The sequence below is a fragment of the Sulfurovum sp. UBA12169 genome (assembly GCA_002742845.1).
Taxonomy (GTDB): domain Bacteria; phylum Campylobacterota; class Campylobacteria; order Campylobacterales; family Sulfurovaceae; genus Sulfurovum.
In genome coordinates this window covers 40,909-54,714 of sequence record DLUH01000001.1, presented here as the reverse complement: position 1 = coordinate 54,714, position 13,806 = coordinate 40,909, and the positions used below count along the sequence as shown (strand labels likewise).

The window sequence follows — 13,806 nt, the reverse complement described above, 5'->3', positions numbered from 1 at the left end:
CTGAAGTGGCAGCAGATACAGCAGTTATAGGATGTGTTGCTGCATTGATATATGCAATATGTTTGGCGGTAGCGTTATGATCGCGGTCATAGGCAGCGGCAAGATCGTCATCACCGTGCCGGTGCTTGGAGTGGATTTTAACAAAAAAAGCGGCCATGTATGCTTGCTGCATACAGACAGCAGCAAAACATACATCGACACTAACAAAGACAAAGTGATTATCAAAAAAGATAAAAAAATCATTGAAGTGTTTCAAGGAAGAAGAAGTGAAAACTAAGAAAAAACACATACTAATGGGCGAGTATCTAGATACAGTGGGGCTGGAGATAGAGTTCGGTATGGCAAAAAGCACACAGGCAAAATACAGAAAACAGCTGGATATGCCATATAAAAAAATAGGCGGTGCGATTTATTATAAGATCTCAGAGATCAAAGCATGGATCGATAAACATTCATGCGGGATGGCGGTATGATATGGTCCATGCTGACATCAACGACGTTCCGAAACGGACAAAAGATGCTCGTTTTGCAGAGACAAGAAAAAAGGCAAAAAAACACAGATAGACCAAAAATGGTTAGTGAGAGGCAATATCTCGACTGGAAAAATCGGCTGCGCTATGTCGATGGAAGGATAGTATGTTTATTTTTTTTGATGCAATATTATGGTTACTGAACTATAAATTTTTAGATATTTTTTGGCTTACTGGGTGGATGTTTCTACTAGGAGATGGTTTAATATACGGAATAGAAGAACTTGTCGGGCTTAAGCACATAGTGATGTGGTACGACTTGCTGTGGCTTTCAATTGTTTACATGTTTTCATTTCTGTGTCCTTGGGTATTTATTATTTTACCCGATTGACACAGAATTTTGAACAGTCCCCTAATCTGCCTTTTTCTTCTTGGTCACCTCACCTATAACATTGCTTGCCAGCTGGCTACCTCTTAGGTAGTTAAGTGTTAGGTATCTGTCTATAGTGGTCGCGCTTTTGTGCCCCAGTGCACCGCTCATGTGTGTCGCTGCTACACCATGGTCTGCCATAGCGCTTACGATCACGTTACGCAGGTAGTGCAGCGTGAAGTTACGACCAAGCCTCTTTGATATCCGAGACGTTGTTTTTCGTATGTCGATAAGTCTCGTACCTGTAGCGCGTGAGGTGTAGACGTATTCGGTATCCATCTTGAACTGTAGCAGCAGCTCTTTTATGTCGCATGGCAAATACAGTTTTTGGGTCTCACTGTTCTTGGTATCTTCTATGATATAGTAGCTGTGTTCAAAGTCTATATTTTTCCATTTAAGTTTCAGTATCTCTCCCTTACGCCTACCATGCACGGCAAAAAGATATAGCGATCTATAAAAAGGCTCATCCTCAAACTCTTTACTTATCGCCTCATATATCTCTACCAGCTCTTCAGTAGCGTTTGTGACTATCTTTTTTGTCTTTGGCAGCTTTACTTTAACTCCGTCCATAGGGCTGGTTAGTATCATCCTGTTTGCTATGGCTTCTGCAAACACTGGCCTAAGCACCTCTATGGTCTGCTTGATCGTCCGTGGAGATATGCCAGCATCCCTTTGGTTTTTGATCGTTTCTTTGATATCGTTTTGCAGCAGCTCTTGTACGGTCTTTTTACCTATATCCTGACTTACATACCTCTTGTAGTGGCTTTTGAGTGTTTTGGCCCACTTTGTATCTTCCATGCGGTCATAGACCTTTTCTACCCAGTCATCTAATCGTATATCTTGCAGCACTCCGGCTTTTCTGTCTATCTTTATCTTGCTGAGTTCCGCTTCTGCATACGCCACCCGGTCACGCTTACCCCACGCTGATCTGTCAGATAGGTCTATAAGCCCACGGTAACGCTTTGAGTCTTGCATAAAGTTGTAAAAAAATGTAGTATATGTTTTATTCGCCCACAGGTTAGCCTTAACCTTATTTGGGTATTCACTTGTATCAATGGCCATTAGAGTTTTTCCAGTTCTGCTTAATGGGTGTTCACTTGGGTGTTCACTTATGAGATAAAAGTATAGTTAAATGTATATTTATATGAGTTTAGAAGTGCGTAAAATAGTGCGTTCTAGCGTTATGTATCGCTATGTAAAACTAATGTCGTTTGGCTCATAACCGAGTGGTCCAGGGTTCAAGTCCCTGAGGACCCACCACTTATCAAACATTGACTACATCGCAAATAAACAATCAAAAGCTAAAAAACAAACACTACATTTCTACTTTTATCCGAATATCGGCATTTTCCGCTTAATTTTCTACAGCTCTTGTTGCAGCCTTAGCGTATCTTGCCCGCTATTTTATCTCCAACTTTTAATGAAGAAAAATTTATCAATCTTATTGCCCTGCAAGCTTCCCTATTTTATAGACAGCCTCCAGGTTCACTTTTTCTTTTTTTTACTTAATCATGGCAATATCAATAGGAACACAGTTAGCCGGTTATTCTGCCTAAATGGACAATGACTAAAATCGCTTACTTCCAAAAAGCAAGAGTATACCGCCTAATGCTATCGCCCCCACACCAGCCCAAACCGGAACATTAAAGGTCTGCTTCTCTTTTACTGACATCTCGATTGGTCCCAACTTGACTTGCTCTGTATTCTTAGTGTAGCTGAAACCGCCATACGTTAAACCCAATACGCCGCCTACGATCAATACAACAGCTACAATTTTAATTGCGTTCATTTTATTTCCTTTTTATTTGAATACCCTCAAGCTGAAATCTGTCAGAAGAGGGAAAGTAACTGGCCAAAAAACACAAACTGTACTTTATATGGAACCGCTTTTGACTCTTTATAAGATACGCCGACGTTGAATGACACGAATTAAAATCACCACGATTGCGATGATTAGAAGAACATGAATGAAACCGCCCATAGTATATGAACTGACGAGCCCTAGAAGCCAGAGGACAATTAAGATAATTGCAATAGTTTCAAGCATTTTATTTTCCTTTTTTGCTATTTGACGAATCGTAAATCCGAAGATTAACTTTCGCCCAATGTAAAGCACACCGTTGTCACTTTATAAACAACAAATGTAGCACCTAATTGTGATTATTCTTAAATCAGTTCCTTTTTAAAAGTAAACTGAATATTTTATTATAACACAAATAAAGATTTTAAAACCTAAGTATTATTATAAGCTTTTCCGAAACCGACATACTCCAAAAGGTGACTTTTCCTGCAGAATAACTACAGGATATAAACTCCTCCAATTTCCAGACTTTTCTATGCTGACTTTTTCTGTTCTTTATTGTAGCGCTCCAGCTATGCCCTCAAGGATCTGTATATTTTAACGGGTTTGTTTCCTTACGTAGGAGTAGCGGCTGCAGCTTTGGGTATTGTAAGGATCTTGGATCACGGGGTCTGCGCTGACGAACCGTCCGATAGTCGGGCCATAAAGTCTTGTGTTCATGTTATTATTTTATTTTCACGCATATGCATCCCGCAGGCTGGAGCTTGGGGGCGAGGAAAAAACAATTAATCCACAAAGATATTGAAAATCAAAATATCTTCCTGAATGAGTAGTTTATTGTCCTATTATGATTATCACTAATATATTTTGCGCAATATACTTTATCTTGATTAATATATTTTCCTTCAAATGGTCTTCACTCAATCTTAGATAAAACCAATGCACATTCAAACATTCATCCCCAAAAGAGCGATTGAAAGATTTTATTATAGCATTATGCGTTGGTTTTCCAGGCCTTGAAAAATCAAGCTCGACACCATTTTCATATGCCCACCTGTCAAGATCCGCGAAAAAACCCAGGATCATTACCCTGGGACACATTTTCTTCTTCTTTAAAAAGTGAAGTATATATTATTTTCCTATTGCATATTCTAAATTTTTCATGATCTTTATTTTAATAAATGCAATTTTAAGCAATAAATAATATATAGTGCGAAAATCGAGAAACACAACCCAAAAAATGCCTATTTTATCTATTTAAATCCAAAAAATAGTGCTATACTAAAAAATAGTATCGGAGAAGGAACAGCAATGAAACGTATCATCAATATCTACACCGAGAACAAAAACAGTGTACAGTTTTATCTGCGTAGCACCATGGCAGCTTTTCGTCCCTCACACACTGATCAAAAAAGTTTGGTTCAGTTTTTAGAGGTCGACAAGGCAGCGGAAATTATTTATGCGGTAAGCGAGGATTTTAAACAGATCACACCAAACTACGGCCGCAAAGAACAAGATCCCTCAAGGGTCGGCTATGATAAATCTTTTTATTTTAAGGGGATACAGTTTGCCGCCGATGACATCTACATAACCAACCCTTACCTGCATCACATTACCGGTTCTCCGACGGTAACGGTTGTCAAAAAGCAGATCAATGCTTTTGTCGTTGTCGATTTTGATCTCCTGAGGCTTCTTGAGCAACTTAAATTGATTGAGCATAACTCATTGTTTCATAAGATCAACAAGCTCGTTATCGGCACAGGCGCTGTTTTGCTTGGTGCGGTTTCACTTTTTTTGATTCTCTACGGAGGATTTGTTTTTATGAATCTTTTTGTTGGTTCGCTTGCTCATGATTTTCTGCATAACGTTTTTCAATCTATTATCTCCATAACGATAGGTCTTGCCATCTACGATCTGGCAAAACATATTATTGAACACGAGATACTTTTTAAGGGAAGTATGCATGAGGAAGCTTCAGGAAGCACGCTTTTGGCAAAATTTCTCAACTCCATCATCATTGCGGCTTCCATAGAATCCCTCATGGTTATTTTTAAAATCGTTCTGGATGATTACAGTAAAATGATCAATGCGCTTTATTTGATTATCGGTGTTACACTTCTCATACTTGGAAGAGTTGCGCTGGTAAAATATGAAAAATGTGAGCGATAGAAATTAAATTTCTTACGATAAACAAACATATGCTATAATACCGCTATTATTTAAACAAAAGGATACCTTGGAATGAATCCAACCGATCTGGGCGACAGGTGTTTCGCCTTTAAAACCTACTGTGGAAGTGCCATATGACGCTTTTACTTACCTATCTTTTTTTTGCTCTTGCAATCTCTTTTGTCTGTTCAGTTCTTGAGGCTGTTTTACTATCAAGCACCAATTCTTATATAGAAACGCTTCCGAGAACGAATGAAAAGGCAATTACTAAACTCAAAAGTTTAAAATCAAATATTGATAGACCGATTGCATCTATTTTAATCCTAAACACATTTGCCCACACGATGGGTGCTGCCGGGGTTGGCGCACAGGCACAGGTGCTTTTTGGTGCAGAATGGCAAGCGGCGATAGCCTTTATTCTGACATTGCTGATTTTGTATGCTTCTGAGATTATCCCCAAAACTATCGGGGCAATCTACTGGAAATCATTGCTTATCCCTTCAGCGTATGTCATCTCATTCTTGATCAAACTGACCTATCCATTGGTGTGGTTCTCTTCGATTATTACCACCTTTATCTCAAGAGGCAAAAACAAAAATACCAATTTTTCACGCGATGAGATTATGGCGGTTGTAGCTATGGGAGAAAGAGAAGGCTCACTTATGAGTAAGGAGAGCTACCTGATTGAAAACCTTTTAAAACTAAAACATGTCAAAGCCAAAGACATCATGACCCCCAGAAGCGTTGTTTTTGCACTTCCTTCTACCATGTCAGTGGGTGAAGCGCTCAATGAGGATCGACTGTATATCCACTCTCGTATTCCTATTTTCGATGAGTCTATCGATCATGTGATCGGAGTGGTATTTAACCAAACCATTCTAGAAGAGAGTATTGAAGATCATGATGATAAATTGCTTGATTCTATTGCATTCCCTGTTCATAAAGTCTCTGAAAATGTTCCTGTATTCGCACTGATTGATGTGTTTATTAAGAAGAAGACCCACCTGTTTGTCGTGCATGACAACTATGGACAAACTTCCGGTGTGGTTACGCTGGAAGATGCGATCGAGGCACTTTTGGGAGTTGAAATTGTTGACGAAATGGACGAAGTGGAAGATATGCAAGCTTTCGCCAAGGACAAAAACAAACTTTTTCAAGACCGTATGCTGCTGCAAAAGAAGAGACTTCAAACTATCAAATCCGCCTAATGCTTTTTCTTGGGCGGATTTTAAAAAGCCGCCTTAACACTTACGCTTTGCAACTTCTGTCTTTTTTTCATAACAAAAATTAATGGGTTGGCATAGTGCCAAACTGTTTCATCATCTCTTGCATCTGTTCCAGCTCTTTTTGCGTAGGCATATGATCAGATACCATTTCTTTAAAATCCTTGCCATATATTTCTTCAAAAGTTTTGACCGGTAAATCGGGTATATCAAATTCATTTTGATCGATTGCAACATCAAATTTAACATCTACGGCCTCTTCGATATGCTTGATACCCATCATTTCCGCTTCTACTTTAAGCGCAACTCCTTTATGAATCCATATTTTTGTTCCCATCAGCTCCCAGATTTCACACGCGTACCCAAGCATACTGCCTGTACCTGTTTGCTTTCCCCCCAGCTTCTTAAACATTTCTTTGCCCATTTTAAGCATATCCTGATTGTCTGATTGTCCAAACATTTCAAAGGGCTGCTTGATGATCACTTTCTTGTCGACATCAACCGCATACACAATGCCGTTGTCAATTTTGGTGATAGAATCCGTTTTTGTTGTTTGCCCCATTACAGTAGAGGTTCTTTGTTCTTTTTGAATCTGAAGCAAACCCCATTGGTCAAAAACAAGTCTTCGTTTTCCGCGTGTGTCACTCTGCACACCCATGATATTTCCGCCTCCGCTTATGGCATACTCGATAATGCCGGACTTCAAATCATAGAGTTTGGTTTCTGCATACATTTGAGTAATAAAGATGCCCAACAACAAAAATAACGCCGCTATTTTTTTGCAACCCATAAGATTCTCCCTTGTATGGCTGAATGTTTTATTTGCCATAATATTATTGTATCTTTTTTTCCCATTTTTGATAAGGATTGCCGATAAGATTCGCATTATAGTACCTTGTGTCGTCCGTTACTTCTTGACCTATCCACGGCGGTAAATCAATCATTTGATCTTCGCTTTCCAGCTCCACTTCAGCCACAATCAATCCTTCATTTTCCCCCAAAAACTGATCTATTTCCCACACTGTATTTTCATATAAAACCTTATAGCGGTATTTGCAAATGATTGGCTTTTCACATAATTGCTCCAGCATCTCCTTCGCCTCTTCTGCAGGGATGGCATATTCGTATTCGGGCCTGGATGCTTTTTGATTCTTTCCTTTGATCGTCAGATATCCCTTATCGCCCACCACTCTTACTCTTACCGTTCGCTCTTTTTGACGGCTCAAATACCCTTGTATATATAAAGTACCATTCTCTCTTGGCCATGTATTTTTCACTAAAAACTTACGTTCTATTTCTACACCCATCTTTTCTCCAGGCAATCTGTGCACTTATCGCTATAGGTTTATACTATCTTTTTTACTCTTTAAGTTTCTTTTTTCTGCAATAGGCAAAAACATAATCAATAAAGTGTTTATAAAGATAAGCTGAAGCATATTTATCGGCACACAAAAATTAAAATACAAGAGCAATGGGCCATTTTCATGCATCATTCATACAAATAGATTATAATATAATAAATAATTTTTCAAAGGAGTCAAAATGAAAAAGATACCGGTACAGTGGAACCTTCAAGCATTCCTGAAGCTAGGTGTTTTGATCGGAATAATGGCCATGATGCAAGGGTGTGCTACGCATGAAAATTTTGTTAAAAAACATGACCGCTGGGTAGGTCAAAATATTTCGCACTTCATAGAGAAAGCAGGCTATCCTGACCATACGTTTATATTGCCTAACAAAAATAAAGTTTATGTCTACGAGCATTCCAGAATTCGCAGTGTACCATCAATGCCTGTTATGGGATATGGGTACTATGGATATCGTTACTATGGGATGTTTGGATACAATCAAGATATTGTAACAGATAGCTGTAAGCTCTTTTTAGAGACTGATGCAAAAGGCACCATTGTAAAATGGGGTTCACGCGGCAACCGCTGTGTTTCAGAATAATCCAATTTGCCCGAGCCGGGCAAATTGGATTTAAAAAAGAATATTTTTAGTCTTCAAAGATAATAATATCATAACTGCTTTTAGTCACCAAAGCTTTGCTTGAGTGAACCGAACCATTACGGTTGATACGGTTAAGTTCCTTGCGGAGCTGATCTATCTCTTTTTGCATCTGATCGATCTGTTCTTTTAGCTGCAACACAATATCCACTCCCGCCAAGTTTACACCCATTTGACGTGTCAATCGTAAAATAAGTTTCATGCGATCGATATCTCTTTGGGAGTATAAACGCATCCGTCCTCCTGTACGCGAAGGTTCTACAAGCCCCTCTCTCTCATACTGCCTAAGCGTTTGAGGGTGAATTTCCAGCATATTGGCAACCACTGAGATAAGATAAACAGGTTCATCGTAACTGTGCATCCGCTCCTCCTTTATAGTTTGGATTCTAGCATTGTTTTTAGTTCTTTATCAAGCGTATCAACATCAGGCAAAACAACATGGGCTACCAGATACAAATCGCCCACCATCGCTGTTTTTCTATCAGGCACACCTTGACCTTTAAGTCTAAATTTTTGGCCGTTTTTAGTATTTTGGGGAACTTTTAGCGAAACTTCTTTTTGAGGTGTTTCAATTTGTATTTTTCCTCCAAAAAGCGCTTCTTTGAGCGGCACATCAAATGTTTTATAAAGATCATTCTCTTTTCTTTCATATTCTTTGGATGGAGCTACCTCAACACTCAATAAAAGATCTCCGGCCTGGCCTTGGTACTGTTTTCCTTTGCCGCGCACACGCATGGTTTCACCGCTTTTGATACCTGCAGGAATCTTGATATCAAAACTTTGACCGCCCACTGAAACACTATGTTTGCCGCCCGTAATGGACACCATGAATGGCACAGTAATACGCGCTTGCACGTCCAGATCCGGCATTCCGCCAAATCCTCCAAAACCGCCAAATCCTCCCTGTGCGCCTCCAAAACCGCTTCTTGCACCGCCAAACATACTTCTTAATATTTCATCTAAATCTATATCTGCACTCTGTCCGCGTGCAAAATCATGAAAATTTTGCCCGCCAAACATTTGATCGCCATATTGATCATACTGCTGTTTCTTTTGGGGATCGCTAAGTACTTCATAGGCTGCATTAATTTCTTTAAACTTCTCTTGAGCACTCTCTTCTTTGTTGATATCAGGATGATACTTTCTTGCTAATTTTCTATATGCTTTTTTAATTTCATCAGCATTCGCATCTTCGCTTACACCAAGCGTTTCATATAAACTTTTTGCCATCTTTTTTCCTGCAGCATTCCAGCTTCATTTTTATATAATTATATCAAATTAGTTTAGTCAATGTCAATCAAGTTCATAAAAAAATTATTGTGTATAGGGTACAAATTTGTACCCCTCATATCTCAATTTCATTACACCCCCCCTCAGGTTAATCACGTTGTAGCCCATTTCGTTGGCTAGAAATTTTGAAACCTCGGCAGTACGGCTTCCTGTTCGACATATGAGTGCAAACTGCTCATCTTTCTTGACAATTTTATTCAATTGATTTAAAAAACCCTGAATATCAAATCGTCCCTGCTCATCAAAAAACATAAGAGTATATGCACCCTTGACTATGCCTGTCTCTCTCCATTCTGAAGGTGTTCTTATATCAATAATCTTGATATCTTTTTCTATAAAATCCGGAGTAACCCAAACTTCCTGCAAATCTGCCAATAAGGCAGTCCATATCATCAATATCCCAAAAAGTATTTTTCGCATGTGTTCACCTCTATTTTATTGGCATTGTAGCACAAGAAGATAAATCAAATAAACAGTATCAATTGAGTAAAAACAAATGGGATATGAGTCAGAAATTAAAAGAAAATCGGAAGACAGCAAAGGTAAAGCCGTGAAGGTTCTACCTTATTGATTTTTAATGCAAAAAGTGTCTTACGCCCGTAAAATAAAGTGCGATACCGTGCTCGTTTGCTGCCTGGATCACTTCATCATCACGAATGCTTCCCCCCGGCTCAATGATCGCTTTCACGCCTGCGGCAGCGGCGGCGTCTATGCTGTCGCGGAACGGAAAGAAAGCCTCCGAGGCCATCGCTGCCCCGCTGACGTCAAGATTCATCTCTTTGGCTTTTTTGAGTGCACATTGTGCTGCATCCACACGGCTAGTCATACCCATACCCACTGCAACCATCGCCGAGTTTTTAACATAAACTACGCAGTTTGACTTCGTTAGTCCTGCAACTTTCCATGCTATCTCTAAATCTTTCATCTCTTGCATACTTGCTGTAAGCTCACTTTTTTGTTCTGCCTTGTGTACTTCATTGTTACAGATGCAATCACTGTTTTGAAAAACAAAACCGCCGTCAATATGTTTAAAATCTGCAGGATCATTGGCAAGCACGAGCTTTTTGCCCCCTTGTGCAAAAAGCTTAATACGTTTCTTGTTTTCAAAAACCGCTATAGCTTCTTGATCAAAATCTGCTGCGATAATCACTTCAAGAAAAATTTCATTCATTTTTTCCGCCAAAGCCTTTGTTACAACCCCATTCACTGCAACCACACCGCCAAATGCAGAAACAGGATCACATTTAAGCGCCTCAGCGTAAGCATCTACTAAATTTTCTTTTATGGCAAATCCGCAAGGATTTCCATGCTTGACAATGCAAACGGCGTTTTCGTCTCCAAAGCTGGCGGCTATTTTAAGGGCACCGTTCACATCGGTAAGGTTGTTAAAACTCGCCTCTCCTTTAAGCTGTTTGAAATGATTACTGAAAAATCCTCCAAATTCATACAGTGCACCTTTTTGATGAGGATTTTCGCCATAACGCGTATCAAATACTTTTTTGCCCGCAATGAACTGATAGTCTCCAAAACCTTCATTGAAACGGCCATTCATATAATTGGCAATCATCGCATCATACGCAGCAGTATGCTCAAAAGCTTTTATCATCAGATTTCTTCTGAATTCCAATGTGTCTTCTTTTTTTTCTATAGCTTCAAGCACCAAATTGTAGTCATTTGCGTCCGTTACGATAAGTACGTCATTAAAATTTTTTGCCGCAGAACGCACCATGGTGGGACCGCCGATATCAATATTTTCAATAATCTCTTCAAATTCGTCCGTTCTGGCGATGGTTGCGGCAAACGGATAAAGATTGACACAGACAAGGTCTATCCCTTCTACGCCGAGCTCTTTGGCCTGTGCGGCATGCGCCTGATCTTCTCTTTTATATAGGATACCGCCATGCACATAAGGGTTAAGTGTTTTTACGCGCCCCTCAAAACATTCAGGAAATTTAGTTACTTCGTCTATCTCTGTAACTTTGATGCCTTCATTGCTTAATGTTTTGTAGGTTCCTCCGGTTGAAATAATTTCCCACCCCAATCGTTCCAATTCTTTTGCAAAAGCAACAATACCGTTTTTATCGCTTACGCTTAACAATGCTCTCATAAAGTTCTTTCCTTCCTTCTTTTGTTTATCGTGTGTTTTAGATTAGTGAAATACTCAAACTACAAATCTTGCTCGATCGTCTTAGCAAATGTCGTAAAATATACCTCTTTGACTTTTTCCAAAGGAAGCTCAACATCATTGACCCTGACCGTGCTGCCGCCGATTGTTCCGATGACTTCAAATTTGATTCCCAGGCCTGCTGCCATTGTTGTGAATGCCTCAATATGCTTATTTTCAACCTCCACAAGTGCCCTGCTTTGCGTTTCGTCAAAAATATCTCTGCTTTGCAAAACATCAACATTTGCTACAATGCCCCTATCTGAGACCGCTGCCATTTTAGAAAGTGCGATGGCAATACCGCCAAGATTGACATCTTTTGCAGCTTTGAGCAAACCTTTTTTATTGGCTTCGATCACAAGATCCCAAAGCTTAAGTTCGGCGCTATAATCAAATGCCGGCAAAGATCCTACCGTTTCGCCAAAAAGTTCTTTAATATAAAGCGAGCCTCCAAACTCTCCTCTGCTGTCTCCCAAAAGTATCACACTATTGCCTTCTTCCTGAAAAACACTTGGAAGCACTTTGTTCTGATTGTCATTCAGGCCCACCATAGCAATTGCAGGGGTAGGAAATACGCTTACCCCGTTAGTTTCGTTATAAAGAGACACATTGCCGCTTACTACAGGGGTATTGAGTTCAAGACAAGCCTCTTTTATTCCTTCGCACGCTTGGGCAAACTGCCACATCACTTCAGGATTTTCCGGATTTCCAAAATTCAAACAATCCGTAATAGACAAAGGTCTAGCGCCGCTCATTGCAACATTGCGTCCGCTTTCCGCCACTGCCAGCGCGGCACCTTTTTTTGGATCTATATAACAGTAGCGAGGATTACAATCAGAACTCATCGCCAATGCTTTGCCGTTTTCTTTAATGCGGATGCAGCTTGCATCAAGACTTCCAGGTCCTTTTGCAGTATTGGTTTGCACCATTGAGTCATACTGTTGATACACCCATGATTTGTCAACCACTTCCAGGGATGCCAATAGTTTTTCAAACGCCTCCTGATCTGTTACCGCAGCATAGTCATTCACCGTTTTCGCATTCACCCCATCAAGGTATTTTGGTCTTGATGTCGGTCTGTCAAGCATAGGCGCTTCTTCACTTACCGGGGCAATAGGCATATCTGCACATTTTTCGCCATGCCAGTAAAGCTCCATACGTCCCGTATCTGTTACTTCACCGATTATTGCTGCATCGAGTCCCCATTTTTCAAAGATATCAATGATAGCCTGTTCACTCCCTTGTTTGGCGCAGATTAGCATACGCTCTTGGGATTCTGAAAGCATAAAGTCATAGGGTGTCATTCCCTCTTCTCTTGCCGGCACCTTATCTAGATGCATAATAAGCCCGGCACCTGTTTTGCCTGCCATTTCAAAAGAAGAAGAGGTGAGCCCTGCGGCCCCCATATCTTGAATACCCACAACATGATCGGTTTTAAAGAGCTCCAAGCAGGCCTCCAACAAAAGCTTCTCAGTAAAAGGATCGCCCACTTGCACGGTAGGACGAAGCGATTTTGACTCCTCCGTAAAACTGTCCGAACTCATCACGGCACCTCCAAGCCCGTCCCGTCCCGTTTTAGAACCTACATAAATCACAGGATTGCCAACACCCGAAGCCACACCAAGAAAAATCTCATCCGCTTTTACAAGCCCCAAAGAAAAAGCATTAACAAGAATATTTCCATTGTAACTCTCATCAAAACTTACTTCTCCGCCGATAGTGGGTACGCCCATACAGTTTCCATAGCTTCCAATGCCTTCCACTACACCGCGCACGAGATGTCTTTGATATTTGCTTATTTCGCTATTTCCGTTGACTTGCCCAAAACGAAGCGCATTGAGATTGGCAACAGGTCTTGCTCCCATCGTAAAAATATCCCTGAGGATACCTCCCACTCCTGTCGCAGCGCCCTGAAAAGGTTCAATGAACGAAGGATGGTTATGGCTTTCCATTTTAAATACAGCCGCCATTCCTTCGCCGATGTCAATAACTCCTGCATTTTCACCGGGCCCTTGAATAACCCATGGCGCTTTTGTGGGAAAACCATTGAGGTATTTTTTGCTTGATTTGTAAGAACAATGCTCTGACCACATGGCTGAGAAAATACCTATCTCTACAACATTGGGATGACGGCCGTCAAGGATACGAACAATCTCTTGATACTCTTCTTTGCTTAATTTGTGATTTTTTAAAACTTCATCTAGATTTTCAATCTGTGACATAATATGGTGTCCTTTGAGGAGGTAAATAAG

15 protein-coding genes and 1 pseudogene are annotated in these 13,806 nt (G+C 40.2%); 6 read left to right on the top strand and 10 right to left on the bottom strand.

The features are described from left to right. Positions 1-76 precede the first annotated feature (76 nt). The 3 genes from CFH81_00300 to CFH81_00290 all read left to right on the top strand — a co-directional run bounded on the left by CFH81_00300 (position 77) and on the right by CFH81_00290 (position 861). Positions 77-277 carry a hypothetical protein gene (locus CFH81_00300; GenBank protein ID DAB40782.1) on the top strand — a complete coding sequence of 67 codons (201 nt, stop codon included), beginning with the start codon at positions 77-79 and terminating at the stop codon, positions 275-277. Continuing rightward, a complete protein-coding gene (locus CFH81_00295; protein ID DAB40781.1) occupies positions 267-473 on the top strand; it encodes a hypothetical protein in 207 nt (68 codons plus the stop codon). Before CFH81_00300 ends, CFH81_00295 begins: the two co-directional genes overlap by 11 nt. Before the next feature lie 163 nt (positions 474-636). Continuing rightward, entirely contained in the window at positions 637-861 is a 225-nt protein-coding gene (locus CFH81_00290) for a hypothetical protein (protein ID DAB40780.1), read from the top strand. Between the two features lie 21 nt (positions 862-882). Here the strand turns inward: CFH81_00290 and CFH81_00285 are convergent, their stop codons facing one another. From CFH81_00285 to CFH81_00275, 3 genes and pseudogenes are all read right to left on the bottom strand, one after another. After that, positions 883-1,962, bottom strand: coding sequence for a hypothetical protein (locus tag CFH81_00285; GenBank protein ID DAB40779.1), 1,080 nt, complete (start codon positions 1,960-1,962; stop codon positions 883-885). A 505-nt stretch (positions 1,963-2,467) separates the two neighbouring features. Then, the gene (locus CFH81_00280; GenBank protein ID DAB40778.1) at positions 2,468-2,689 is read right to left on the bottom strand and encodes a hypothetical protein; all 222 of its coding nucleotides are present in this window, start codon (positions 2,687-2,689) and stop codon (positions 2,468-2,470) included. 945 nt (positions 2,690-3,634) lie between these two features. Further along, positions 3,635-3,763, bottom strand: a pseudogene (locus CFH81_00275) (IS3 family transposase). Positions 3,764-4,012: 249 nt separating this feature from the next. On the opposite strand from CFH81_00275, the gene CFH81_00270 reads away from it, so the two are divergent. Further along, a complete protein-coding gene (locus CFH81_00270; protein ID DAB40777.1) occupies positions 4,013-4,870 on the top strand; it encodes a hypothetical protein in 858 nt (285 codons plus the stop codon). Between the two features lie 134 nt (positions 4,871-5,004). Then, the gene (locus CFH81_00265) at positions 5,005-6,078 is read left to right on the top strand and encodes a transporter (GenBank protein ID DAB40776.1); all 1,074 of its coding nucleotides are present in this window, start codon (positions 5,005-5,007) and stop codon (positions 6,076-6,078) included. Between the two features lie 79 nt (positions 6,079-6,157). Here CFH81_00265 and CFH81_00260 read toward each other — a convergent pair whose 3' ends face one another. Then, the gene (locus tag CFH81_00260; GenBank protein DAB40775.1) at positions 6,158-6,979 is read right to left on the bottom strand and encodes a hypothetical protein; all 822 of its coding nucleotides are present in this window, start codon (positions 6,977-6,979) and stop codon (positions 6,158-6,160) included. Continuing rightward, positions 6,927-7,400, bottom strand: coding sequence for an adenylate cyclase (locus CFH81_00255; GenBank protein ID DAB41395.1), 474 nt, complete (start codon positions 7,398-7,400; stop codon positions 6,927-6,929). The genes CFH81_00260 and CFH81_00255 overlap by 53 nt, the downstream gene beginning before the upstream one ends. A 235-nt stretch (positions 7,401-7,635) precedes the next feature. Here CFH81_00255 and CFH81_00250 point away from each other — a divergent pair, with 235 nt between their 5' ends. Next, entirely contained in the window at positions 7,636-8,043 is a 408-nt protein-coding gene (locus tag CFH81_00250; GenBank protein DAB40774.1) for a hypothetical protein, read from the top strand. 46 nt (positions 8,044-8,089) lie between these two features. On the opposite strand, the gene CFH81_00245 is transcribed toward CFH81_00250, so the two are convergent. The 5 genes from CFH81_00245 to CFH81_00225 all read right to left on the bottom strand — a co-directional run bounded on the left by CFH81_00245 (position 8,090) and on the right by CFH81_00225 (position 13,776). Further along, positions 8,090-8,461, bottom strand: a complete 372-nt coding sequence (locus CFH81_00245; GenBank protein ID DAB40773.1) for a MerR family transcriptional regulator — start codon at positions 8,459-8,461, stop codon at positions 8,090-8,092. Between the two features lie 11 nt (positions 8,462-8,472). Further along, a complete protein-coding gene (locus tag CFH81_00240) occupies positions 8,473-9,330 on the bottom strand; it encodes a DnaJ family protein (GenBank protein DAB40772.1) in 858 nt (285 codons plus the stop codon). 84 nt (positions 9,331-9,414) lie between these two features. After that, positions 9,415-9,810: a sulfurtransferase gene (locus tag CFH81_00235; GenBank protein DAB40771.1), complete on the bottom strand. Its 396-nt coding sequence runs from the start codon at positions 9,808-9,810 to the stop codon at positions 9,415-9,417. A 154-nt stretch (positions 9,811-9,964) separates the two neighbouring features. After that, the gene (locus CFH81_00230; protein ID DAB40770.1) at positions 9,965-11,497 is read right to left on the bottom strand and encodes a bifunctional phosphoribosylaminoimidazolecarboxamide formyltransferase/inosine monophosphate cyclohydrolase; all 1,533 of its coding nucleotides are present in this window, start codon (positions 11,495-11,497) and stop codon (positions 9,965-9,967) included. Between the two features lie 59 nt (positions 11,498-11,556). After that, on the bottom strand, positions 11,557-13,776 hold the full coding sequence (locus CFH81_00225; GenBank protein ID DAB40769.1) for a phosphoribosylformylglycinamidine synthase II: 2,220 nt from the start codon (positions 13,774-13,776) through the stop codon (positions 11,557-11,559). Positions 13,777-13,806 lie beyond the last annotated feature (30 nt).